Source organism: Buttiauxella sp., assembly GCF_049686335.1.
Lineage (GTDB): Bacteria > Pseudomonadota > Gammaproteobacteria > Enterobacterales > Enterobacteriaceae > Buttiauxella.
The window spans coordinates 31,378-55,055 of record NZ_JBAVHX010000029.1; the positions used below are offsets into that span (position 1 = coordinate 31,378).

A 23,678-nucleotide genomic window follows, 5' to 3' on the forward strand; every position below is an offset into this window, starting at 1 on the left:
TAAATTACTGATAATTGTAACGTAAAAGTGGCTCAGGAAAACCGATTACAGCGAAAGGGCAAAATTTGGGCAAAAAAATACCAGGAACAGGTCCTGGTATTTTTATATACCCAAAATATTAGCCGAGGATTTTTGCCAGCTCTGCGCTCACTTCGGTCACTTTACGGGTGCCGTCGATTTTTACGTATTTGGTGTTACCGGCTTCAGCTTCTTTGCTGTAGTAGGAGATCAGCGGAGCAGTCATCTGATGGTATTCCACCAGGCGCTTACGCACGGTTTCTTCCTGATCGTCTTTACGAGTTGTCAGTTCTTCGCCTGTGGCGTCGTCTTTACCTGCAACGACCGGTGGATTGAAGGTGACGTGATAAACGCGGCCAGATGGGGCGTGTACGCGACGGCCCACGATACGCTCAACAATCAGTTCGTCCGGTACGGCAAATTCCAGAACCACGTCCACATTGATGCCCGCTTCTTTCATTGCGTCAGCTTGTGGAATGGTGCGAGGGAAACCATCGAGCAGGAAACCGTTACGGCAGTCTTCCTGAGTAATGCGTTCTTTTACCAGCGCGATAACCAGTTCATCGGTAACCAGTTTTCCGGCATCCATGATGTCTTTTGCTTGTTTACCCAGCTCTGAGCCAGATTTTACTGCAGCACGCAGCATGTCACCGGTGGAGATTTGCGGAATGCCATATTTCTCCATGATGAACTGAGCCTGAGTTCCTTTACCTGCGCCCGGAGCGCCAAGCAGAATAATACGCATTGCGTAATTCCCCATTCGTTTGGATTTTTGATTTTTTAAAGCAGAGGCGGAGACCTTACCATTAAAGGCGTATTCACCTCAAGAAAGCCAGGCGCGAGAAGGTGTTCTAAAGATAAAAAGGTGGATGACGGCTGACGCCTTATCCACCCTACACTTTCTGCATCAATCGTAGGGCGGATAAGCGAATGCGCCATCCGCCACAAGGTTTAGGAAGCCAGCAACTGATTCATACGGCGAATGAACTGGTTTGGATCTTCCAGCGTGCCGCGTTCAGCCAACAGCGCCTGGTCGAGCAGCAATTCGACCCACTCGCCGAACTGTGCTTCATCCTGAGTATCCGCAACGCGTTTAACCAGCCCGTGATCCGGATTCAGCTCGAAGATGTACTTCACTTCTGGCACTTCCTGGCCCGCAGCGGCAAACAACTTCGCCATTTGCGTGCTCATGTCGTTGCTGTCAGTGGTCACGATAGCTGGCGTGTCGGTCAAACGGTGCGTCAGACGCACTTCTTTCACACGTTCGCCCAGCAGAGTTTTCACGCGGTCAACGAATGGCTCCAGCGCTTTTTCTGCTTCTTTCGCTTCAGGTGTTTCTTCGTCAGCCAGTTTTTCCAGCGTCTCGTCGGTCTTGCTGACAGACTGGAAGGATTTGCCGTCGAACTCGGTCAGATAGCTCATCATCCATTCGTCGATACGGTCAGAAAGCAGCAAGACTTCGATGCCTTTCTTACGCAGCAATTCCAGATGCGGGCTGCTCTTCGCGGCGGCATAGCTGTCGGCGGTGATGTAGTAAATCTTCTCCTGCCCTTCTTTCATGCGTGACACGTACTCTTCCAGCGACACAGTTTGTGCAGCGGAGTCGGTATGCGTCGTCGCAAAGCGCAGCAGTTTAGCGATAGCTTCCTGGTTGGCGTTGTCTTCAGCAGGGCCTTCTTTCAGCACCAGGCCGAAGTTTTTCCAGAAGGTCTGGTATTTTTCGCTGTCGTCTTTTGCCAGTTTTTCCAGCATCTGCAATACGCGTTTAGTCAGCGCACTACGCAGGTTCTGAGTGACACGGCTGTCTTGCAGAATTTCACGCGATACGTTCAGCGGCAGGTCGTTGGAATCTATCAGGCCGCGAACAAAACGCAGGTAGTTCGGCATGAACTGTTCTGCATCATCCATGATGAACACGCGCTGCACGTATAATTTCAGGCCGTGTTTATGGTCACGATTCCACATATCCCACGGTGCATGAGACGGGATGTACAGCAGGCTGGTGTACTCTTGTTTCCCTTCCACGCGGTTATGGCTGTGGGCCAGCGGGTCGGAGAAGTCATGAGACACGTGCTTGTAGAATTCGTTGTACTCTTCGTCTTTAATTTCAGACTTGCTACGCGTCCACAGCGCCTGCGCTTTGTTGATTTTTTCCCAGCCGAGGATGGTTTCGCCATCTTTCTCTTCACGGGTTTCAATCTCAACCGGCAGCGCAATGTGATCGGAGTATTTACCGATGATTGAGCGTACACGCCAGTCGTCCAGGAACTCGTCTTCACCTTCACGCAGGTGCAAAGTGATTTCGGTACCACGGTCCGCTTTGGTGATATCCGCAACGGTATATTCGCCCGCACCTTCAGATTCCCAGAATACCGCTTGATCCGCAGGGACACCTGCCGCGCGAGTCCGCACGGTCACTTTGTCCGCCACGATAAACGCGGAGTAGAAGCCCACACCAAACTGGCCGATAAGCTGGCTGTCTTTCGCCTGGTCAGAGCCCATAGATTCGAGGAACGCTTTGGTGCCAGATTTTGCAATGGTACCGAGGTGATCGATTGCCTCGTCACGAGTCATACCGATGCCGTTATCAGCAATCGTCAGGGTACGTTTTTCTTTATCAAATGAGACACGCACGCGCAGCTCGCCGTCACCCTCATAAAGGTCAGCGTGGGACAGCGCGCGGAAGCGCAATTTGTCTGCCGCATCAGAGGCGTTGGAGATCAGCTCACGCAGGAAAATTTCTTTATTTGAGTAGAGGGAGTGGATCATCAGGTGCAGAAGTTGCTTCACTTCAGACTGGAAGCCACGAGTCTCTTGTCCTTTCATGGTCATTGATACCTCAACAAAATACATAGGGGTGATGAAAACGTTGAGGGTGATATGAGGATAGAAACTGAGGTTTTCAAGCGGGAAAAGAGATTCTTCCTTTCTTTACCCTAAATAATTGGCGTTGCATCAAGGCGGAAAACTCATTAATCCCCAGGAGCTTACTCAAGTAAGTGACTGGGGTGAGGGAGTGCAGCCAACACAGATGCAGCTGCAAGTATGATGGGTAAATTAGAAATTAATCTTATGACGACCTGCGAGAGAATGTGACAGCGTGGTGCCATCGACCATTTCCAGTTCGCCACCCACTGGCACACCGTGCGCGATACGGCTGGCATCGACGCCATATTGCCCGCACAGCTCGCCAATGTAGTTCGCGGTTGCTTCCCCTTCAACCGTCGGGTTGGTAGCAAGGATCAGCTCTTTGATGGTTTCATGCTCAAGACGCTGTTCAAGCCTGTCCAGACCGATATCCTGCGGGCCAATACCGTCGAGCGGGGATAAGTGCCCCATAAGAACAAAATAGCGTCCGGAAAACTGGCCGGTCGCTTCGATCGCGTGAATATCCGCTGGCGTTTCCACCACGCAAATCTGGCCATTTTCCTGGCGGCGTGGGTTGGAACAAATGGCACAGACTTCTTGTTCGGTGAATGTACGGCAATCCGCGCAGTGCCCGATTTCGGACATGGCGCGAGTCAATGCTTGAGCAAGACGCATTCCACCGCTGCGATCGCGTTGCAAAAGCGCAAACGCCATACGTTGTGCAGACTTAGGGCCTACACCCGGCAGGCAGCGCAGGGATTCCATGAGGGCGGTAAGTAAAGGACTGGTTTGCATCGCTCTGACTTCTGAAAAAAGAGTGGACCATAGCCTAACATTAGCCCTGCGCAGGGGTATAGGAAAAGATATTCCCCCTTCGCGATCTCTCGCAAAAGGGGAAATTATTTAGCTGCGCTGGGAGTCCAGTTGCTCTTGATTGGTCACTACGTCTTGCGCTTTCTGGTAGCTTTCCATCAGCAAGCCGTACTCAATGAACACACCTCCCCACAAATTTGCCCATTCCATCGCATCGTCACGGTTCCAGGTGTGCTGGACTTCGGCTACTACGGCCGCGGTATCCATCGGTACAACACCCGCCTGCACCACTCGCGCCAGCGTCACTTCCTGAGCCATTTTGGAATAGGTGCCAGAAGCGTCAATGACTGCGAAGACTTTAAAGCCTTCTGCCGCGGCACTGATTGCCGGGAAAGCCATGCACACGCTGGTTACGGTACCGGCAATAATCAAGGTTTTACGCCCGGTCGCTTTAACCGCAGCAACGAAGTCGGGGTTATCCCAGGCATTGATTTCACCTTTACGCGGCACATATTGCGCATGCGGTGCGTACTGGTGGATTTCCGGGATCAACGGACCATTCGGGCCTTGTGGAACCGAAGCAGTGGTGATAACCGGAATATTGGCAAGGGTTGCAACCTTCGCAAGCACAGTAGCGTGAGTGCGTAAAGTTGGCATTGGCATGTCGTGCACGAGCTGGAACAAACCGCTCTGATGGTCGATAAGCAGCATGACCGCGTCGTTAGGGTCGATAGTGGGAAGTTGTCCGTTAAAGTTTGCAGGTGCCATGTCCGTATCCTCTTTATTTACTTAATAAACTGCTGAAAGTTAACGGCTACCGGGATGATAGCCGTTCACGTTAGTTAGACTGTCTGACCAAATTTGCCCTGATTAAAATCGTCAATGGCTTCTTTGATTTGCTCACGAGTGCTCATAACGAACGGCCCGTAACCCACCACTGGCTCATTAAGTGGCTCACCACTTAACACCAGCACCACGGCGTCGTTATTGGCTTCAAGCGTCACCGTTTCGCCTTTGGCATCCAGCACCACCAGTTGCGCCTCACGAGCCACTTCCTGCCCGTTGACCTGCACGGTGCCTTTGAGCACCACCAGCGCGGTATTCCAGCCATCAGGCAGCGTCAGTTGCGTAGCACTGTGCGCGTTAAGTCGCATATCCAGCACGCGCAGCGGAGAAAACGTGCGTGCCGGGCCTTTTACGCCATCCATTTCACCGGCAATAACCCGTACCAGGCCGGCGTTATCCGGCAATGTCACAACCGGAATATCGGCATCGGTAATCGACTGGTAGTTCGGTGGTGTTGACTTGTCTTTGGCTGGCAAGTTGACCCACAGCTGAACCATTTCAAGCGTACCGCCCTTCTCGCTAAATGCCGGTGAGTGGAACTCTTCATGCAAAATGCCGCTACCGGCGGTCATCCATTGCACATCACCCGGGCCAATGACCCCGCCGCTACCCGTGGAGTCGCGGTGTGCCACTTCGCCTTTGTAGACGATGGTGACGGTTTCAAAACCGCGGTGCGGGTGCACATCAACGCCACGTTGCCCTTTGTTGCTCGGCTTAAAATCTGCCGGGCCTGCGTAATCCATCAGCAGGAACGGGCTGAGCTGTTTTTCAAATTTTGAGTAAGAAAACAGTGAGCGAACCGGGAAGCCATCGCCCACCCAGTGGGACGCTGGTGCTGAATAAACGCCAAGAATTGATTTCATCGTTATCTCCATTGAGTGTCGATTTCTGTTGAGATAAAGCTTACTCATAAGACGAATTCCCCGGTAGACTCTGAAAATGAACTCAGTGTTCCATATACAGGACAATGAAAATGCAGGACCTCAACGATCTGTGGTATTTCGTACAAGTGGTGGATAACGGAGGATTTTCTCCAGCGAGTCGGGTAATCGGCATTCCGAAGTCACGCCTGAGCCGCCGGATTGCGCTACTGGAAGAAAGTCTCGAGACGCGTCTGATTCAGCGTTCAACACGCAGTTTTACGGTGACCGAAGCCGGACAGATTTTTTATCGCCATTGCAAAGCGATGATTATTGAAGCTGAAGCCGCCCAGGAGGCGATTAATTCCCTGCGCGCCGAGCCTCGCGGGCTAATTCGCCTGAGCTGCCCGATTGCCTTGCTGCATGTGCATATCGGGGAGATGCTGGCGCGGTTTATGGCACTTTACCCGCAAGTGACCGTGCAATTGGAAGAGACCAATCGCCAGGTTGATGTGCTGAATGAAAACATCGATTTAGCGGTGCGGGTACGGCCATTGCCGCTGGATGACAGCGATCTGGTGATGCGCAAACTGGCGGATCGCGGGATGTGTCTGGTCGCCAGCCCCGAACTGGTTGAGCGATTTACCCCACCTGCGTCGCCTGCCTTTCTTCAGCACTGGCCAAGCCTGGCTTTATCGAAACCCCAGCAGGTTTATCGTTGGTGCCTGTTCGGCCCGGATAATCAGGAAGTGACGTTGCACCACAAACCACGGCTAGTGACCACGGATATGGATGCGCTACGAACGGCTGCGCTGGCGGGAGTGGGCGTGGTGCAGTTGCCAATATTGATGGTTAACCAGCAGCTGGCGGACGGAAGTCTGGTGCGTTTGTTGCCAGAGTGGCGGGCAAGACGTGAGGTGATACATTTGGTGTTTCCTTCGCGGCGCGGCCAGTTACCGGCGGTCAGGGCATTGATTGATTTTTTGGTGGAGAGTTATGCGGCGTTTGAGGAGGAGTGAGAACGCAAAACGCCCTCACCCCAGCCCTCTCCCACAGGAGAGGGAGAAAATCAAAACGGCATTTTGAAGCCTGGCGGCAACTGCATACCGCTCGAAACGCCAGCCATTTTCTCTTTCTGCGCTTCGCCGATACGACGCGCAGCATCGTTGAAGGCCGCAGCTACCAGGTCTTCAACCATCTCTTTATCGTCTTCCATCAGGCTTGGATCGATTTCCACACGACGGCAGTTATGCGCACCGTTGATGGTCACTTTTACCAGACCCGCACCTGATTCGCCGGTGACTTCCATTTGAGCGATTTCTTCCTGAACCTGGGCCATTTTTTCCTGCATCTGCTGGGCTTGCTTCATGATGTTGCCCAGACCGCCTTTTCCAAACATAGTCTTCTCTCTTTTGCTCGGGCCGACAATCGTATATCACAATTAACGGCTATCAGGGTTTACAACAAACTGGCATAACCAGCCTGTCAAATTGGTCGAATACTGTCTTCATCCAGCTCTGCATCAAAGAAACGACGCAAGGTCTGGATATTGTTATCAGTACTCATTGATTCCCGCGCACGCGCCAGCTTCTCTTCGTAGATAGCCTGACGCCACTCCAGCGGGGTGCGTTGTGCAAGATTATCATCTTCAATAATAGTCAGCTCAACAGTTTCACCGCTAAAAGTACTCATCGCATCCGCCAGCGTTTTCAATGCCGACGGTGAATTCAGATGCCGTAATGCCGGACGCAAGTGCAAACAAACGCGGTTGCCATCCTGCTCTTTCCAGGCGTTCAACGCCAATTGCTGCACCAGTTTTGGTAACACCAACTGGCTAATTTCCGCCGCCCAACTGTCACGTTCGATAGCTTCTAACGCCAGTTTCTGTGCAAGCTCCGGGGTTTTCTCGTGCTCCAGCGCGCGCTTTAAAGCTTTCGGTGTCGCAACCGGTTCTTCGACGACGTCAGAAACGTTTTGCGACTTCCAGCGATAAGCTTCAGGCTTCTGGGCCGGTTTCTCTTCCACTGCCGCGGCTGGCCGGGACTGAATACGCTCGGTCACTGAAGCTAAGCGTTCCAGGGCGGTGTTCTTTGCCGGCCGCGCTAGATCAGGCGCTGCCGGCTCATTCTTTTTTGCTTTGTTGGCTCCCTGCTGGCGCATTAACTGGGTTCGCGCTTGCAGCACCTGGCTTGTGGTGTCCGGCAACGGGGTTTCATTTTGCCGTGGCGGAGGTGACGTTTGTTGTCGTACCGGAACGGGATTGACGACCGGAATACTCGCCACTTGTCGCGGTTGCTCAGGCTCTGGCAACGGCTTGCGCGGATGGAACGCCAGCGCGCGCAGCAACGTCATCTCAATCCCCATACGGCGATCGGGAGCCCAGGAGAGCTCTTTGCGCCCCATCAGCAGAGTCTGATAATACAATTGCACTTCTGCAGGCGGCACGACTCGTGCCAGCTCCCGCATGCGCTGTTCAATCGCCGCCATATCGCTACCCAACGCGGCCGGAGAGAGTTGCACCATGGCCACACGGTGTAGCAAACCGAGCATTTCTACCAGCAGCGCTTCCCACTCAATACCGCGACCGGCGGCATCGTTAAGCAAGCTCATCACTCGCTCGCCATCGGCCTGGACCATCGCTTCTATCAGTGCCAGCGCCTGATCGTCATCCAGCGTGCCAAGCATGGTGCTGACAGCTGCCGTGGTCACTTGCCCATCGCCACTAGCGATAGCCTGGTCGGTAAGACTTAATGCATCACGCAGGCTGCCATCTGCGGCACGGGACAGCAATTGCAGCGCGCGAGTTTCAGAAGGGATGTTCTCTTCGCCAAGAATGTATTCCAGCTGATGGCGGATTTGTTCGACATCCAGCGCTTTCAGGTGGAATTGCAGGCAGCGAGAAAGAATAGTCACCGGCAACTTTTGCGGATCGGTAGTCGCCAGCAAGAATTTGACATGCGAAGGTGGCTCTTCCAGCGTCTTCAACAGTGCGTTGAAGCTGTGGCGGGAGAGCATGTGGACTTCATCGATTAAGTAGACTTTGAAGCGGCCACGCGCCGGTGCGTACTGAACGTTGTCCAGCAAGTCACGGGTGTCTTCGACTTTGGTGCGTGAAGCGGCGTCAATCTCTATCAGGTCAACAAAACGCCCCTGTTCGATTTCACGGCAGTTATCGCACACGCCACAAGGGGTGGCAGTGATGCCGGTTTCACAATTTAACCCTTTCGCCAACAGGCGAGCGATGGACGTTTTACCCACGCCGCGCGTCCCTGAAAAGAGATAGGCGTGGTGGATTCGGCCCATGGATAAGCCATTAGCCAGCGCAGTCAGAACGTGTTGCTGGCCGACGACATCAGCAAAAGTTTGTGGCCGCCATTTACGGGCTAAGACCTGATAGCTCATTCGAGATAGGCTCTACATCGCGGGGTGAATTGAGGGGGTAATGCTAACATAAGCCTCACCCATCGGGCGAGGCTTCTGATTTTGGGCATATTAGTGAGACTGAACTTAGTGACCAGGGAAAAGGACGAGGCTGTAACTTTTCACGCCCATTTTTTCCAGACGCTGCTCACCACCAATATCAAACAGATTGATGATAAATGCGGCATCAGTCACTTCCCCACCCAGACGGCGGATAAGTTTCACGGTCGCTTCAATGGTGCCACCGGTGGCCAGCAAATCGTCCACTACCAGTACTTTGTCGCCTGGCTGGATAGCATCAACGTGGATTTCCAGTTGATCGGTACCGTATTCCAGCTCGTAGTTCTCAGCGATAGTTTCGCGTGGCAGTTTGCCAGGCTTACGCACAGGCACAAAGCCAACACCTAATTCCAGCGCAACCGGTGCACCGAATAAAAAACCGCGCGCTTCAGTGCCCACCACTTTGGTGATGCCGGCATCTTTAAAGCGTGAAACTAATAATTCGATGCTGGTGGCGTAGGCTTTCGGATCTTCAAGCAAGCTGGTAACGTCACGGAATAGGATCCCAGGCTTCGGGTAGTCTGGAATGCTTTTAATGCTGTTTTTCAGATATTCAAGCTGCTGCGCAGTCGCGGTCATAATTAATGCCTGCTAAAAACGTGGTTCTAACAAAGCACGTATTTGATTAATAAACACCCCATTGGTGATTCATTAATCAATCATACCGTGCTCGAAAGCGGTCGAATTTACTGTCTGCAAACAACAATTGCAACTGTCGCAAATGCGCTTTATGCCTTTTGTTGCTTTTCGTCAATTACCGGCATCCGCCACATAAAGAACAGTAATGCACACATCATCAACAATAATAGTAGCCTGACCCACAGAATGTTGACGAGATAAAGGGACACCGAAAAAGTTAAAACAATGAAAATCAATGCTCTGGGTTTAGCGCCGGGTGGCAAAGCTCGATGTTGCTGCCAGTGGCGGATATAACTGCCAAACCATGAACGATAGAGTAGCCAGTGGTGAAAGCGTGGCGAGGAACGTGCAAAACACCAGGCCGCCAGAAGTAAAAATGGGGTGGTGGGAAGTAACGGTAACACCACTCCCAGCGTCGCAAGGACTACCGCCAGCCAGCCAATGATGATTAAAATAGTCCGTTTCATTTTTTATTCCGTCAAAATACCCATCCTGAAATAGCCTGGGTATGACCTGGCACTTAAACATGTGCAACACTGGAGAGTCATTTTGTGAAAACCGCTGCGCTGTTACAAGCTTTGGATGTTCGCGTCGCGGAACTCGCGGAGGCCATTGCACCTGTTTCGTTGCAACGTGCTTCGCAAGCACGCTTCGATCGTAAACTGTTTTCCACTCACAGCACGCAATTAAAAGATTATCTGACCGAAGTTCAGGCCAATCTCGCGCAATTACAGCTTAGCGTGAAAGTCGGTAAAGCGGATCAAGTGGCGTATCTTGCCGAAAAACTGGTGGCACAGCTTGCTGCTTTGCAGCGAGAACTTGCCACTTTGCAGATGCGGAAAAACGATCCCCAGCCGCCGGTTGTGGAAAATCTGTATGAGAAGCTCTCTACGCATCAGGATTATGAACGCCGCCTTCAAAGTATGATCAGCGATCGTGAAAGCCAGTTGTCTATCCAAACTACGCTTGCCGGACAACAGAAACTGCAAAAAGAGCTGTCCGCCCTTGAAGGTCGCCTGCAACGCTGCCGTCAGGCTATTGTGCGAATTGAACGTGGCATCGAAAGGCGAGAGCGTGGGCTAAGCTAATCCCCATCATCCTTCAAGCTGTGAGGGCAGTGGCTACACTCACAAACCCCAGTCACTTACTCAAGTAAGCTCCTGGGATTTGCTCCCTTGCCGCCTACCCACAACTCGAAATATTTTGCGGATATTCATCTAAATAAAGATTAACGAGAGTAACGCTATGTCGCTGGAAAATGCACCGGATGAAGTGAAACTGGCTGTCGATTTGATCATGCTACTGGAAGAACATCAAATCCCGACGGAAACCGCGCTGGCTGCGTTAGAGATTGTCCGTCAGGACTTTTTGCGTAAGCGGGAAGAACAAAAAGAAAACGGTGGATGACGCTGACGCTTATCCACCCTCCAAAAGCTTTACCGTAGGCCGGATAAGCGCAGCGTCATCCGGCACAGCATCTCATTTACCATTGTTATCGCGTTTCACTTCAGTCAATTCATCCCCTTTATCATTACGTAGATGAACTTCGAGTTGGTTGAAGGCGATATTAATGTCATTTTCGCGACACAGACGATCAATGGTCCGGTTCAGCTCATCAACGGTATAGCTGCGATCGCGCAGTTCACGGACGTACAAACGCAATTCATGATCCAAAGTACTCGGCCCGAAGGTGGTGAAGAACACCGTCGGCTCCGGATCGTGCATCACTTTCGGATGTTCATGCGCGGCTTTCAGTAAGATTTCACGCACTTTATCCAGATCGGATCCGTACGCAACACCGAGGCGGATAACCACGCGCGTGATGGTGTCGGTCAGCGACCAGTTGATCAGTCGTTCGGTCACAAACGCTTTGTTCGGGATGATCACTTCTTTACGATCGAAGTCCGTAATCGTAGTAGCACGAATACGGATCTTGCTGACACTGCCCGAGAAAGTACCGATTGTTACCGTATCGCCGATACGTACCGGACGTTCGAACAGAATAATCAGACCGGACACAAAGTTACCGAAAATCTCCTGTAAACCGAACCCGAGGCCGACCGATAATGCGGCCGCCAACCATTGCAATTTATCCCACGAGACGCCGAGCGAGCCAAAGATAGTCATCGCACCGACGGCAATAATCACGTAGTTCAGAATGGTGGTGATGGCATATGAAGCACCCTGACGCATTTGCAGGCGTGAAAGCACCAGCACTTCCAGTAAACCCGGTAAGTTGCGAATCAGCACCCAGGCGATGGCGAAGGCGATCACGGCAAATAACAAACTGCCCATGGTGACGTTTTTCACCACTGCGGCGCCCGCTTCGGTGCCGTTATAACTCCATAACTGGATGCTATCGAGATAACCGAATACGCCAAACAAATCTGACCAAATGGTGTAGAAGAAGATGGCAAACAACGCGAACAGCGCAATGATGGCCAGACGCATGGTTTGTTGGTTGATTTGATCAAGTGCCAACGGAGGCTCTTCCACCGGCTCGCCACCTTCAGCCCCCTCTTTCACCAGGTTTTCGCGGCGCAACACAGCGCGACGATAGGCCATACGACGCGCGGTCACACTCAAGCCACGCAGTACGGTTTGGTAAACCAGGTTCCAGATAAGCACCAGATAGATGGTTTCAATCCAACGGCCCGCGAGGCGCAAGGTCGTATAGAAATAGCCCATCGCCGTCAGCACAATTAATACCGCCGGCACCACGCCCATCACCGTGACGGTAAAGAGCTGCATAGTATGGTTATTCTTGTTGCGCCAGTTGTCACGGCACATCGGAAACACGAAGGCGGTGATGAGTAACAGATTGAAAAATATCAGCAACTGACCAAACGCATCTTCCACCAGGTGAAGCGGTGAACGCTCGCCTAATACCGACCAGAACAGTAGCGGCAACAGCGCAAAACCAATGCGCACCAGTTGACGGCGATAATGGCTACACAGTTGCGGCGGCATATTAAAGTGGCGCACGGCGACGCCGTCGTTCGACAGCACTTTGTAGGTCAGGCCAAAAACAATCCAGAACAGGGAAAGCTGTTTACAAAACGCCAGCATCGATTCGCTGATATTCATATCTATTCCGGCAAACGCTAAGCCGATGGAATAGATAATCAATGCTCCAGGCAACACTTTCACCAGGGTCAACGCGATGGCTTTCGGTGTCAGCATTTGACTGTCGTTACGCAGTTGTCCAACCCGACTGGCCTGCTTTTCCAGGTAGCGATCAATAGCTTTAAAGCGCCAGCGAATCACTCCCGCCAGCAGCAATGCCGGGATCATCAGCAATAGAATAGCGAGGATTTTAAGCGAGCTTTCCGGCCCCTTAAAATTGATACGCGCGTTTTTAAACTGATCGCGTAACGAAGAAGGCAACGATTTCAGCCAGTCCCAGTCCATCGGTTTGTTACTGGTGACCCAGAAAATCTGCTCGGTAAGAATTTGGTCGAGAGATTTGGTCACGTTTTGCAGTTGCTGCTTATTATTCTGCAGGTTGATTGCCAGCATGAGTTGCATGCCGAGCTGCTTGTTCAACTGGTCGAGTAATTCGCGGCGAGTATCCAGAATCTGCGACAACGCATCATGAACATCAGGCGTGACCTCAGCGGCGTGCCCTTCTTCTATCTTCGCCACTAATTCGTCAGGCTGGAATAACGCATCACGCTGCTGGTTGACATCAAACTGCTCGAGGCGAATATCCGCAATACGATTGGTCAGGTCTTCGGTGTCTTCCGCAGAGGGCAGGTTCTGCTGTTGCTGCTGATAGAGAATGCGCGACAACAGCAAGCTGCCTTTCAGCACCGCGATTTGTTCTTTCAAATTGCGTTCAGATTGCAGTGCGCGATCCAGCGTGTTTTTGATGCGGATGCTCGGCGGCACCATCTCATTGGCGCGCTGGGTGGCGTCAATCAAACGTTGGCTTAACTGGTGGTTGATATCCAGTTCTTGTTTCACCAACGGGTTTTGCTGAATTTTACCCGTGTCTTCGGAGTCGATGGCTTCCTGCGCAGTCTGCTGGGTCAGCGTCAGACGCTTGCTGCTGACTGCCTTTTGCAACAGTTGCAGCGTGTGTTCCATCTGGTTGATATGAGCATTGGTGTAATCACGTTGTTTTTGCAGTGTATCTTGCAGCAGCGTGTTGCCTTTCAGGCTGTCGCGTTGCTGATCCAACTGCGCATTCAGTAACGCTTGTTGCGCGAGTAGTAAGGTTTGCTGGCCTGGACGTAATTCAGCAGCACCCGGTGTGACACCATTCAGGCGATTACGAATCGTCTCGAGCTGTGCTGACGCGGCCATCATCGCATTCTGTACGCGCTCTGGCTGCGTTTGCAGCGAAATCAACTGGCTATTCCAGGTGGCTAAATCGCTTTGGGAATTCTGTAATTCCGTCATCAAATCATTCAGACGAGATTCAAGCTGACGTAAACTCAACGCTTCGATTTCGGCCTCTTCGTTGGCCTGGTTATCTCGCTGATTTTTAAGTTCGTTTAATGCATCCGTTGCTTTGCGCAGCGTTTTGGGCGCTTCACTGACCTGCTGATGGAGTTTTGCCGCTTCATCCTTGACCCGGTCTATTTTGTCCAAAACCTCAAGCGTTTCATTGAGATCTTGTTGCGTAAGTTTGTCATTAGGTGACAGCGTCTTTTGCTTATTAAGCGTGGTCAGCTGGTTTTGAATTTCATCGCGAGTCGGGAGATCGCTATTATTATTTTTCGCCCAAACGGGCTGCGCCAGCATGAAAAGCAGGCTAATAAACGCGATAAATAAAAACCGTGCAGATATGCGACGTGAATAGATTGAAGACAAGAGTTGCGGCATAGTTTGACAGTGTTTGAGAACAGGCCGAAAGGATGGCGAGTTAAAGACGAAATACGAGCGCTCAGATTAGCACGTCTTGTCAAAAAATCCTTGGTCAACTCGCTGCGGAATTGCCCTGATAAGCATATTTTTAGTGTGGAGTATTTCGCAGGGTTGGGCAGGTCTGAAACATTTCTATCAAAATAGCGATGTAGTCTTCTGCCTGGCCGTGGAGATCAAAGCTATCTGGTGCAACCAGCCAATTTTCGATGAGGCCAGTGATATAACTGCGCATCAGAATAACCGCTACCGGGATACGCAGATCCTTTGGTAACATTTCTGCATCAATACAACGCTGCAAACTGCTCTCAATTCTTTCGTTTCCTTCGAGATGAAGTTTGCGCCTGGCCTGTTGCAATACCGCAAGTTCTCCAACAAATTCACACTTATGGAAGATGATTTCTGTCATTAAACGACGACGTTCTTCGGTGACAGTTGCTTGTAATATGTAAATTAGTAACTCTCTGACAACAGAAAGTGGATCGTCAGGAAATTTTGCCTGATACTCAGTCTCTAAATCACCAATACTGGATTCAGTTAGCTCCCAGATTTCATTAAATAAATCCGACTTATTTTTGAAATGCCAATAGATTGCACCACGGGTGACACCCGCTGCTTTAGCAATATCTGCCAGCGAAGTTGAGGACACACCTTGCTGAGAAAACAAGCGGATTGCCACATCCAGAAGATGCTGGCGAGTTTCAAGCGCTTGTTGTTTGGTTTTTCGTGCCATAAGTGGGGAAAGTTAGGTGGTTAGATTTACATACATTTGTGAATGTATGTACCATAGCACGACGATAATATAAACGCAGCAATGGGTTTGTGGACATTTGATCCATTGAACAACTTTGAAATCGGACACTCGAGGTTTACATATGAACAAAAACAGAGGGTTTACGCCTCTGGCGGCCGTTCTGATGCTTTCAGGCAGCTTAGTGCTTACAGGATGTAATGACAAAGAAGCACAACAGAGTGCGCCGCATACCCCACAAGTGGGTGTCGTCACACTGAAAAGTGCTCCTTTGCAGATAACTACTGAGCTTCCGGGCCGTACCAGTGCTTATCGTATTGCAGAAGTTCGCCCGCAGGTTAGTGGCATCATTCTGAAACGCAACTTTGAAGAAGGTAGTGAAATTAAAGCAGGCGTTTCACTGTACCAAATCGATCCCGCGACTTACCAGGCTGCCTATGACAGCGCCAAGGGTGACCTCGCAAAAGCGCAAGCAAGTGCCAACATTGCACAGCTGACCCTGAAGCGTTATCAGAAACTTTTGGGTACTAAGTACATCAGTCAACAAGACTACGACACTGCACTTGCCGATTCTCAACAGGCAAATGCTTCTGTCGTTGCAGCTAAAGCGGCGGTTGAATCGGCTCGCATTAACCTGGCTTATACCAAAGTGACCTCTCCTATTAGCGGTCGTATTGGTAAATCTGCTGTTACAGAAGGTGCGCTGGTGACCAGCGGTCAGGCAACTGCAATGTCGACCGTCCAACAGCTCGACCCGATTTATGTGGATGTGACCCAATCCAGCAACGATTTCATGCGTCTTAAGCAAGAGTTGGCTGACGGCAAACTGAAACAAGAAAACGGCAAAGCGAAAGTTAAGTTAGTCACAAACGACGGTATCGAGTTCCCGCAAGAAGGTTCTTTAGAGTTTTCTGATGTGACAGTTGACCAGAGCACCGGCTCAATCACTCTGCGTGCCATCTTCCCGAACCCAGACAAAACACTGCTTCCAGGCATGTTTGTCCGCGCTAAGTTGGAAGAAGGGACCAATCCAAACGCACTGTTAGTGCCACAGCAAGGTGTGACTCGTACACCGCGTGGTGACGCATCTGCAATGGTGATTGGCAAAGATGACAAAGTTGAAGTCCGTAATATCACAGCAACACAGGCTATCGGCGATAAATGGCTGGTAACCGATGGGTTGAAGGATGGCGATCGCGTTATTGTGACCGGTTTACAAAAAGTTAAACCCGGTGTTCAGGTGAAAGCGCAGGAAGTAGCGGCAGATGATAAAGGCCAGAATCAAGCAGCCGCTGGCGCACAGACTGAACAAACGAAGTCTTAACTTAAACAGGAGACGTTAAGACATGGCTAAGTTTTTTATCGATCGCCCGATTTTTGCCTGGGTAATCGCCATCATTATTATGTTGGCGGGCGGGCTTGCGATCATGAAATTGCCAATCGCGCAATATCCAACCATTGCGCCACCAGCAATTTCGATCTCAGCTAACTATCCAGGTGCGGATGCAAAAACGGTACAGGATACCGTGACGCAGGTTATCGAACAGAACATGAACGGCATCGACAACCTGCTGTACATGTCCTCTTCCAGTGATTCTTCTGGTTCTGTAACCATCACCATTACCTTTGACTCTGGTACTGACGCGGATATCGCCCAGGTTCAGGTTCAGAACAAACTGCAACTTGCGATGCCACTGCTTCCTCAAGAAGTACAGCAGCAAGGTGTTAGCGTTGAGAAGTCCTCCAGTAGCTTCCTGATGGTTCTCGGTATGATCAACACCGACGGCTCCATGTCTCAGGAAGATATTTCGGACTATGTTGGCGCAACCATTAAAGACCCTATCAGCCGTACTCGTGGTGTCGGTGATGTTCAGCTGTTTGGTGCTCAGTACGCGATGCGTATCTGGATGGATCCGAACAAACTGAACAACTACCAGCTCACGCCGGTTGATATTATCAATGCTATTAAAGCGCAGAACGCCCAGGTAGCAGCAGGTCAGTTAGGTGGGACTCCACCGGTTAAAGGCCAGCAACTTAACGCCTCAATCATTGCTCAGACCCGTTTGAAATCTGCCGATGAGTTCAGCAAAATTCTGCTGAAAGTGAATCAAGATGGCTCACGTGTTCTGCTTAAAGATGTGGCAAAAGTTGAGTTGGGCGGCGAGAACTATAACGTTGTCGCACGTTTCAACGGTCAACCAGCGTCTGGTTTAGGTATCAAACTGGCCACCGGTGCTAACGCCCTGGATACAGCCAATGCGGTACGTGCCACCGTTGAAAAACTGCAACCGTTCTTCCCGGCGGGTCTGAAAGTGGTTTATCCATATGACACCACGCCGTTCGTTAAAATCTCTATCAAAGAGGTAGTAAAAACCCTCGTTGAAGCCATCGTGCTGGTGTTCCTGGTAATGTATCTGTTCTTGCAGAACTTCCGCGCCACATTGATTCCAACGATTGCTGTGCCGGTGGTACTGCTAGGGACGTTCGCTATCCTTGCCATCTTTGGCTATTCGATAAATACCCTAACGATGTTCGGGATGGTGCTTGCGATAGGCCTGTTGGTTGATGATGCCATCGTGGTAGTAGAGAACGTTGAGCGTGTGATGGTGGAAGAAGGATTGCCACCGAAAGAGGCCACACGCAAATCGATGGAGCAGATTCAGGGCGCTCTGGTCGGGATCGCGATGGTACTGTCAGCGGTATTTATACCGATGGCATTCTTCGGCGGTTCTACAGGGGCAATCTATCGTCAGTTCTCAATTACCATCGTTTCGGCAATGGTGCTTTCTGTTCTGGTGGCAATGATCCTGACTCCAGCACTGTGCGCCACCTTGCTCAAGCCAATTGCTAAAGGCGAACACCACGAGAAGAAAGGCTTCTTCGGCTGGTTTAACAACATGTTCGATAAGAGCACGCATCACTATACCGACAGCGTCGGTAACATCTTGCGTAGCACCGGTCGTTACTTGCTGTTGTATCTGCTGATTGTGGTGGGTATGGCCTTCCTGTTCGTTCGTCTGCCAAGCTCCTTCTTGCCAGATGAAGACCAGGGTGTGTTCCTGACCATGGCTCAGTTGCCTGCGGGTGCGACACAAGAACGTACACAAGCCGTTCTTGATGACGTGACCAAGTACTACCTCGATAAAGAGAAAGCCAACGTTGAGTCGGTATTTACCGTTAACGGCTTTGGTTTCTCAGGCCAGGGGCAGAACACCGGTCTGGCATTCGTATCCTTGAAAGACTGGAGTGATCGTCCAGGTGAAGAGAACAAAGTACCGGCGATTGCAGGTCGCGCCAGTGCCGAATTCTCTAAAATCCAGGATGCCATCGTATTCGCATTTAACCTGCCAGCTATCGTGGAACTGGGTACCGCAACGGGCTTCGACTTCCAGTTGATTGACCAGGCGAACCTTGGACACGAAAAACTGACTCAGGCGCGTAACCAGTTGTTTGGTGAAATCGCTAAACACCCTGACCTGTTAGTAGGTGTGCGTCCAAACGGTCTGGAAGATACGCCGCAGTTTAAAGTCGATATCGACCAGGAAAAAGCGCAGGCACTGGGTGTTTCTATCAGCGACATCAACACCACACTGGGTGCTGCATGGGGTGGTAGCTACGTGAACGACTTCATCGACCGTGGTCGTGTGAAGAAAGTTTACCTGATGGCTGATGCGCCATTCCGTATGCTGCCAAGCGATATCAACAGCTGGTATGTGCGTGGTGCTAGCGGCCAGATGGTGCCATTCTCTTCGTTCTCTACTGCGCATTGGGAATATGGTTCACCACGTCTGGAACGTTACAACGGCTTGCCTTCCATGGAAATCCTGGGTCAGGCTGCTCCGGGTAAAAGTACCGGTGAAGCGATGGATCTGATGCAGGAACTGGCTGGCAAACTGCCAACCGGTATCGGCTACGACTGGACGGGTATGTCATATCAGGAACGTTTGTCTGGTAACCAGGCCCCTGCCCTGTATGCGATTTCCCTGATTGTGGTATTCCTGTGTCTGGCTGCATTGTACGAGAGCTGGTCGATTCCATTCTCGGTTATGCTGGTTGTTCCACTGGGTGTTGTGGGGGCGTTACTTGCCGCAACCTTACGTGGTCTGACTAACGACGTGTACTTCCAGGTAGGCCTGCTGACAACCATTGGCTTGTCGGCGAAGAACGCGATACTTATCGTAGAATTCGCCAAAGACCTGATGGATAAAGAAGGTAAAGGCTTGATTGAAGCTACGCTTGAAGCTGTTCGTATGCGTCTGCGTCCGATTCTGATGACATCCCTGGCGTTTATCCTCGGGGTAATGCCATTGGTAATCAGCTCCGGTGCGGGCTCCGGTGCGCAGAACGCCGTAGGTACAGGTGTAATGGGCGGGATGGTGACTGCAACTGTCCTGGCTATCTTCTTCGTACCTGTGTTCTTCGTGGTAGTACGCCGTCGCTTCAGCCGTAAGAGTGAAGACCTCGAGCATGCTCACCCGGTTGAGCATCACAAGTAAGCTATAGACTGCAAATACAAGGCCGCGCAAGCGGCCTTTTTTATATCTGACCACTCAATTTGTCATGATATTAAATATCGAAAGCGGCTTACTTTGCCCACGAAAGGTTTCAAAATGTTGCGACTGAGAGCCAGTCACTGACGAATATCATGACAAAATATTTCTCTATCTGGCTGGTGAGTTTGTAAGTCCAGATTCATACTTATTTATCAGGAACATTCCTAAACAGTTATTTATTTATGAATGTTCACCCACCATCCCAGCAACAGTCACTTAACCTTTTGAAACAAAAGCTGCTTTCTTAAACGTCCATTTAAGATATTTCATGAGACGTTGCTTTGAAAAAGCGTGAATGTCTTTATAAACATTGCTTTACCCTAAGCGGCCTGGCAACAAATGTAATTTTTCGTAATAGTGAAAGGAAATCTACCGCGAATTGATTTATAGTAAATGTATATGGAATAATCGTTGTTATAGATCCCCACCTCATCCAGGTGTGTCCACCCCATCGCGTTGTGTTTATCAAATTTCTTCGATAAAAGGGGCTGCATTATGGACGAATACTCACCAAAACGGCATGATATTGCGCAGCTTAAATTTCTCTGCGAAAACCTGTATCATGACTGCCTGACCAACCTTGGCGAGAGTAATCATGGTTGGGTTAATGATCCTACTTCGGCCATTAACTTGCAGTTGAATGAATTGATTGAGCACATAGCTGCCTTCGCACTTAATTACAAAATTAAGTACGATGATGAGAGTAAATTGATTGAACAAATTGACGAATATTTGGACGATACCTTTATGCTATTCAGCAACTACGGCATCAACGCACATGACTTGCAAAAATGGCGTAAGTCAGGGAATCGATTATTCCGATGTTTCGTCTCAGAGAGCCGCGCTAACCCTGTAAGTCTCTCCTTTTAAAAATATTACAAGATGTATAAGGTGATTTCATGACAACTAAACCATTAACCAAGACAGATTATTTGATGCGTCTGCGACGCTGCCAAACAATTGATACTTTAGAACGCGTAATTGAAAAGAATAAATACGAATTATCAGATAATGAATTGGCGGTATTTTATTCAGCAGCTGACCATCGACTCGCTGAACTGACTATGAATAAGCTTTACGATAAAATACCACCTTCTGTATGGAAATTTATCCGTTAATACCTCGTTAATGTTATTAAGATAATGCTTAAACCGAATGCTCCTGCATATGTCGGTCTCTGTTCATTCTGTGTGATTATTGAACACCACATTAACTGTGTGATTAAAATCACAAAAAGAAACAACGCTTTCATTAATAACAAACTAATCGCTTACGGTAACGCCTGTTCTGTCTATTTATTAGAGGCATCGCTATGAGTGAAGAAAAACAGAAAATGATTGCGGGCGAGCTCTATCGCCCTGGTTGTCCAGAACTTCATGATGACCGCATCAAAGCTCGCCACCTGATTCATCGCTTTAATCATACTGGGCCCGATGAAAAAGCCGTTCGCGCAGAATTGCTGGAACAGCTTCTCGGGCAAAGTCTCAATGCGTATATCGAGCCATCGTTTCGCTGTGATTATGGTTTCAATATTTTTCTCGGCAAAAACTTCTACGCCAATTTTGACTGCGTGATCCTCGATGTTTGCCCGGTTCACATTGGCGACAACTGTATGCTAGCGCCAGGTGTGCATATCTATACCGCGACCCATCCGCTGGATGCAGAAACACGCAACAGTGGCGTTGAGTTTGGCAAACCGGTGACGATTGGCGATAACGTCTGGATTGGTGGACGCGCGGTGATCAATCCCGGTGTCACTATCGGCGATAACGTGGTGATTGGCTCAGGCTCGGTGGTCACGAAAGATATTCCCGCCAACTCGGTGGTGGCAGGTAACCCGGCGCGCGTGATTAAAATGGTTCCAGGCGTCAGTCCGTAACTGTTATGGTTTTTTTTGGCATAACTGTTACTTTTTTACCCTCTCAGGGCTTCTTAGAATAACAGTTCTCTGCCTGTAGCGTTTCCGTTCAGAAGGCTCATCATGACCGAAATTCAGCGCCTGCTCACCGATACTATCGAGCAACTCAATGCCGACGAAAAACGCGACAACCGTCCGCGTTTTAGCATCAGCTTCATCCGCAAACATCCGGGATTATTTATCGGTATGTGGATAGGCTGGTTTGCCACATTGTGGGTGATGCTGGAGTCGGATACTTTGGCGGGCTCAGTCTGGCTGCTGGTCGTGCTGTTTGCGCTACTGAATGGCTTCTTCTTTTTTGATGTTAATCCGCGCTATCGCTACGACGATATCGATGTGCTTGATTTGCGTGTTTGCTACAACGGCGAGTGGTACAACACGCGCAATGTCCCGCCGACATTGATAGAAAAAATTCTGCATTCCCCTGGTGTTGACGAACAACATAAATCTCTACTGCATAAAATGGTTGCCACGAAAGGCGAACTCTCTTTTTACGATATCTTCTCACTCGGGCGTTCGTAACCTTCCCGGGTAGTAAAGAAAGGGGCGATTGCCCCTTGTCTTAACGTCGCTTCTTCCCGCCCTGCACCGCTTTAAATCGCGGATTACTTTTGCAAATCACATAAAGCCGCCCTTTGCGTTTCACAATCTGGCAATCCGGATGGCGCTGCTTTGCACTGCGTAATGAATTCAGAACCTGCATTAATTTAGCCCCTTAAGCAAAAGTCGATGATGGTTGTTATCTGCCATTGCCTTCGTTATGTTATAACATAACATTAAATGGTGAACGAAAAGAATGCAACTCCATTTTTTGCATTGCTGAATTCTGCAAATGCTTAGAACCCGCTCACGCCATAACTTAGAAGATAACAATATTGGGCGGCGCCAGATCCTTGCAGCTATGTTATTTCCACGAACACCACATCATCCAAAAAGGGATACATCATGAACCAGCGTTGTCGTTGTTGTTGCGCCAAAAAATCAGCATTCGTCGGAAAAACATTCGTCTTACGCGGAGTTCACCATGAGCAAAACAACGACCCAGGCCTTGCCAATACTCGATCTTTTAGCCCTTAACGGCACAGCCACCGATCGCACGGCATTTCTTCAGCAACTACGCCATGCCGCTCGTGACATCGGTTTTTTCTACCTGATTAATCATGGTGTGAGTTCTGAACTGCAACAGGCCGTTCAGCGTGAAGCACAACAATTTTTCTCTTTGCCCGAAGAAGAAAAACAAAAAGTGGCGATGATCCACTCCCCCCATTTTCGTGGTTACAACCGCGCTGCCAGCGAATTAACCCGCGGCAAACCTGACTGGCGTGAACAGTTTGATATTGGCGCTGAGCGTCCGGCACTGACGGTCACCGACGCGCAACACGGTTGGCAGCGATTACAAGGTCCAAACTTGTGGCCAGAATCGTTACCCACTCTTAAACCTACCCTGTTGCAATTTCAGCGTGAAATGACGGCTGTCGCATTGAAGCTGCTGCGTACTTTTGCCCAGGCGTTAGCACTCCCGGCGAACAGTTTCGATAATCTGTATGGCAACAAACCCAACGAGCACATCAAGCTGATTCGTTATCCAGGAAAGCCCGCAACGGATGGCAATCAGGGTGTCGGCGCCCATAAAGATTCAGGCTTCCTGAGCTTCCTGTTACAAGACCAACAGCAGGGCTTACAGGTCGAAGTCTCGCCAGATAACTGGACAGACGCCGCCCCTCTGCCTGGCAGTTTTGTGGTGAATATCGGTGAATTGCTGGAGCTGGCGACCAATGGGTATTTACGGGCGACGGTCCATCGTGTTGTCTCCCCACCGCCGGGTCAGGAACGACAGTCGATTGCCTTTTTCCTCGGCGCTCAGTTAGACGCAGTGGTACCGGTTTATACATTGCCACCGGAACTCGCACAACATGCTCATGGGCCTGAAAGTGACCCGCGCAACCCGTTGCTGCGTGATGTTGGATGGAATTATCTAAAAGGTCGCCTACGTTCGCATCCCGACGTGGCGGAACGTTATTACCCGGATGTCTTGCGTAACAGCACTGAACTCATCGCTTAAA

General features: G+C 50.3%; 22 protein-coding genes and 1 other annotated feature. Of the genes, 10 read left to right on the forward strand and 12 right to left on the reverse strand.

Features of this window, described 5'->3' with window-relative positions:
* Positions 1–118: 118 nt before the first annotated feature.
* From adk to WBL83_RS17675, 5 genes are all read right to left on the reverse strand, one after another.
* Positions 119–763: an adenylate kinase gene (adk, locus tag WBL83_RS17655; RefSeq protein ID WP_424590361.1), complete on the reverse strand. Its 645-nt coding sequence runs from the start codon at positions 761–763 to the stop codon at positions 119–121.
* Positions 764–969: 206 nt separating this feature from the next.
* Entirely contained in the window at positions 970–2,844 is a 1,875-nt protein-coding gene (gene htpG, locus WBL83_RS17660) for a molecular chaperone HtpG (protein ID WP_424590362.1), read from the reverse strand.
* 231 nt (positions 2,845–3,075) lie between these two features.
* The gene (recR, locus tag WBL83_RS17665; protein WP_424590363.1) at positions 3,076–3,681 is read right to left on the reverse strand and encodes a recombination mediator RecR; all 606 of its coding nucleotides are present in this window, start codon (positions 3,679–3,681) and stop codon (positions 3,076–3,078) included.
* Between the two features lie 108 nt (positions 3,682–3,789).
* Positions 3,790–4,467, reverse strand: a complete 678-nt coding sequence (locus WBL83_RS17670; RefSeq protein WP_424590364.1) for an isochorismatase family protein — start codon at positions 4,465–4,467, stop codon at positions 3,790–3,792.
* 74 nt (positions 4,468–4,541) lie between these two features.
* On the reverse strand, positions 4,542–5,408 hold the full coding sequence (locus tag WBL83_RS17675; protein WP_424590365.1) for a pirin family protein: 867 nt from the start codon (positions 5,406–5,408) through the stop codon (positions 4,542–4,544).
* Between the two features lie 104 nt (positions 5,409–5,512).
* Here WBL83_RS17675 and WBL83_RS17680 point away from each other — a divergent pair, with 104 nt between their 5' ends.
* On the forward strand, positions 5,513–6,424 hold the full coding sequence (locus WBL83_RS17680; RefSeq protein WP_424590366.1) for a LysR family transcriptional regulator: 912 nt from the start codon (positions 5,513–5,515) through the stop codon (positions 6,422–6,424).
* Between the two features lie 50 nt (positions 6,425–6,474).
* On the opposite strand, the gene WBL83_RS17685 is transcribed toward WBL83_RS17680, so the two are convergent.
* The 4 genes from WBL83_RS17685 to WBL83_RS17700 form a co-directional block, all read right to left on the reverse strand.
* Positions 6,475–6,804, reverse strand: coding sequence for a YbaB/EbfC family nucleoid-associated protein (locus WBL83_RS17685; protein WP_034458087.1), 330 nt, complete (start codon positions 6,802–6,804; stop codon positions 6,475–6,477).
* An 86-nt stretch (positions 6,805–6,890) separates the two neighbouring features.
* A complete protein-coding gene (gene dnaX, locus WBL83_RS17690; RefSeq protein WP_424590367.1) occupies positions 6,891–8,807 on the reverse strand; it encodes a DNA polymerase III subunit gamma/tau in 1,917 nt (638 codons plus the stop codon).
* Positions 7,494–7,558, reverse strand: a sequence feature (DnaX frameshifting element). (Overlaps the previous gene by 65 nt.)
* A 105-nt stretch (positions 8,808–8,912) precedes the next feature.
* Positions 8,913–9,464, reverse strand: a complete 552-nt coding sequence (gene apt, locus WBL83_RS17695) for an adenine phosphoribosyltransferase (protein WP_034493753.1) — start codon at positions 9,462–9,464, stop codon at positions 8,913–8,915.
* A gap of 149 nt (positions 9,465–9,613) precedes the next feature.
* Positions 9,614–9,991 carry a DUF454 family protein gene (locus WBL83_RS17700; protein WP_424590368.1) on the reverse strand — a complete coding sequence of 126 codons (378 nt, stop codon included), beginning with the start codon at positions 9,989–9,991 and terminating at the stop codon, positions 9,614–9,616.
* A gap of 84 nt (positions 9,992–10,075) precedes the next feature.
* On the opposite strand from WBL83_RS17700, the gene priC reads away from it, so the two are divergent.
* Positions 10,076–10,612 carry a primosomal replication protein PriC gene (priC, locus tag WBL83_RS17705; RefSeq protein WP_424590369.1) on the forward strand — a complete coding sequence of 179 codons (537 nt, stop codon included), beginning with the start codon at positions 10,076–10,078 and terminating at the stop codon, positions 10,610–10,612.
* 157 nt (positions 10,613–10,769) lie between these two features.
* Positions 10,770–10,931 carry a pleiotropic regulatory protein RsmS gene (gene rsmS, locus WBL83_RS17710; RefSeq protein ID WP_424590370.1) on the forward strand — a complete coding sequence of 54 codons (162 nt, stop codon included), beginning with the start codon at positions 10,770–10,772 and terminating at the stop codon, positions 10,929–10,931.
* A 72-nt stretch (positions 10,932–11,003) separates the two neighbouring features.
* On the opposite strand, the gene mscK is transcribed toward rsmS, so the two are convergent.
* Both mscK and acrR read right to left on the reverse strand, forming a co-directional pair.
* The gene (mscK, locus tag WBL83_RS17715) at positions 11,004–14,354 is read right to left on the reverse strand and encodes a mechanosensitive channel MscK (RefSeq protein ID WP_424590371.1); all 3,351 of its coding nucleotides are present in this window, start codon (positions 14,352–14,354) and stop codon (positions 11,004–11,006) included.
* A gap of 130 nt (positions 14,355–14,484) precedes the next feature.
* Entirely contained in the window at positions 14,485–15,126 is a 642-nt protein-coding gene (acrR, locus tag WBL83_RS17720; RefSeq protein WP_424590372.1) for a multidrug efflux transporter transcriptional repressor AcrR, read from the reverse strand.
* Between the two features lie 142 nt (positions 15,127–15,268).
* Here acrR and acrA point away from each other — a divergent pair, with 142 nt between their 5' ends.
* From acrA to WBL83_RS17750, 6 genes are all read left to right on the forward strand, one after another.
* Positions 15,269–16,468 (forward strand): multidrug efflux RND transporter periplasmic adaptor subunit AcrA, encoded by a 1,200-nt coding sequence (acrA, locus tag WBL83_RS17725; RefSeq protein WP_424590373.1) that lies wholly within the window; start codon positions 15,269–15,271, stop codon positions 16,466–16,468.
* 22 nt (positions 16,469–16,490) lie between these two features.
* Positions 16,491–19,640 (forward strand): multidrug efflux RND transporter permease subunit AcrB, encoded by a 3,150-nt coding sequence (gene acrB / locus WBL83_RS17730; RefSeq protein ID WP_424590374.1) that lies wholly within the window; start codon positions 16,491–16,493, stop codon positions 19,638–19,640.
* Between the two features lie 552 nt (positions 19,641–20,192).
* On the forward strand, positions 20,193–20,567 hold the full coding sequence (gene tomB / locus WBL83_RS17735; protein WP_424590375.1) for an Hha toxicity modulator TomB: 375 nt from the start codon (positions 20,193–20,195) through the stop codon (positions 20,565–20,567).
* Positions 20,568–20,596: 29 nt separating this feature from the next.
* On the forward strand, positions 20,597–20,815 hold the full coding sequence (locus WBL83_RS17740; RefSeq protein ID WP_121265420.1) for an HHA domain-containing protein: 219 nt from the start codon (positions 20,597–20,599) through the stop codon (positions 20,813–20,815).
* 194 nt (positions 20,816–21,009) lie between these two features.
* Positions 21,010–21,576, forward strand: a complete 567-nt coding sequence (gene maa / locus WBL83_RS17745; RefSeq protein WP_424590376.1) for a maltose O-acetyltransferase — start codon at positions 21,010–21,012, stop codon at positions 21,574–21,576.
* A gap of 102 nt (positions 21,577–21,678) precedes the next feature.
* Positions 21,679–22,137 (forward strand): YlaC family protein, encoded by a 459-nt coding sequence (locus WBL83_RS17750; RefSeq protein WP_424590377.1) that lies wholly within the window; start codon positions 21,679–21,681, stop codon positions 22,135–22,137.
* Between the two features lie 40 nt (positions 22,138–22,177).
* Here WBL83_RS17750 and ykgO read toward each other — a convergent pair whose 3' ends face one another.
* Positions 22,178–22,318 carry a type B 50S ribosomal protein L36 gene (gene ykgO / locus WBL83_RS17755; RefSeq protein WP_034458060.1) on the reverse strand — a complete coding sequence of 47 codons (141 nt, stop codon included), beginning with the start codon at positions 22,316–22,318 and terminating at the stop codon, positions 22,178–22,180.
* A gap of 321 nt (positions 22,319–22,639) precedes the next feature.
* On the opposite strand from ykgO, the gene WBL83_RS17760 reads away from it, so the two are divergent.
* Entirely contained in the window at positions 22,640–23,677 is a 1,038-nt protein-coding gene (locus tag WBL83_RS17760; protein WP_424590378.1) for an isopenicillin N synthase family dioxygenase, read from the forward strand.
* Position 23,678: the final 1 nt, after the last annotated feature.

Bases quoted from the DNA above. Each gene is read 5' to 3' on its own strand.
- adk (WP_424590361.1), bottom strand. From the start codon at position 763: ATGCGTATTATTCTGCTTGGCGCTCCGGGCGCAGGTAAAGGAACTCAG.
- htpG (WP_424590362.1), bottom strand. From the start codon at position 2,844: ATGAAAGGACAAGAGACTCGTGGCTTCCAGTCTGAAGTGAAGCAACTT.
- recR (WP_424590363.1), bottom strand. From the start codon at position 3,681: ATGCAAACCAGTCCTTTACTTACCGCCCTCATGGAATCCCTGCGCTGC.
- WBL83_RS17670 (WP_424590364.1), bottom strand. From the start codon at position 4,467: ATGGCACCTGCAAACTTTAACGGACAACTTCCCACTATCGACCCTAAC.
- WBL83_RS17675 (WP_424590365.1), bottom strand. From the start codon at position 5,408: ATGAAATCAATTCTTGGCGTTTATTCAGCACCAGCGTCCCACTGGGTG.
- WBL83_RS17680 (WP_424590366.1), top strand. From the start codon at position 5,513: ATGAAAATGCAGGACCTCAACGATCTGTGGTATTTCGTACAAGTGGTG.
- WBL83_RS17685 (WP_034458087.1), bottom strand. From the start codon at position 6,804: ATGTTTGGAAAAGGCGGTCTGGGCAACATCATGAAGCAAGCCCAGCAG.
- dnaX (WP_424590367.1), bottom strand. From the start codon at position 8,807: ATGAGCTATCAGGTCTTAGCCCGTAAATGGCGGCCACAAACTTTTGCT.
- apt (WP_034493753.1), bottom strand. From the start codon at position 9,464: ATGACCGCGACTGCGCAGCAGCTTGAATATCTGAAAAACAGCATTAAA.
- WBL83_RS17700 (WP_424590368.1), bottom strand. From the start codon at position 9,991: ATGAAACGGACTATTTTAATCATCATTGGCTGGCTGGCGGTAGTCCTT.
- rsmS (WP_424590370.1), top strand. From the start codon at position 10,770: ATGTCGCTGGAAAATGCACCGGATGAAGTGAAACTGGCTGTCGATTTG.
- mscK (WP_424590371.1), bottom strand. From the start codon at position 14,354: ATGCCGCAACTCTTGTCTTCAATCTATTCACGTCGCATATCTGCACGG.
- acrR (WP_424590372.1), bottom strand. From the start codon at position 15,126: ATGGCACGAAAAACCAAACAACAAGCGCTTGAAACTCGCCAGCATCTT.
- acrA (WP_424590373.1), top strand. From the start codon at position 15,269: ATGAACAAAAACAGAGGGTTTACGCCTCTGGCGGCCGTTCTGATGCTT.
- acrB (WP_424590374.1), top strand. From the start codon at position 16,491: ATGGCTAAGTTTTTTATCGATCGCCCGATTTTTGCCTGGGTAATCGCC.
- tomB (WP_424590375.1), top strand. From the start codon at position 20,193: ATGGACGAATACTCACCAAAACGGCATGATATTGCGCAGCTTAAATTT.
- WBL83_RS17740 (WP_121265420.1), top strand. From the start codon at position 20,597: ATGACAACTAAACCATTAACCAAGACAGATTATTTGATGCGTCTGCGA.
- maa (WP_424590376.1), top strand. From the start codon at position 21,010: ATGAGTGAAGAAAAACAGAAAATGATTGCGGGCGAGCTCTATCGCCCT.
- WBL83_RS17750 (WP_424590377.1), top strand. From the start codon at position 21,679: ATGACCGAAATTCAGCGCCTGCTCACCGATACTATCGAGCAACTCAAT.
- ykgO (WP_034458060.1), bottom strand. From the start codon at position 22,318: ATGCAGGTTCTGAATTCATTACGCAGTGCAAAGCAGCGCCATCCGGAT.
- WBL83_RS17760 (WP_424590378.1), top strand. From the start codon at position 22,640: ATGAGCAAAACAACGACCCAGGCCTTGCCAATACTCGATCTTTTAGCC.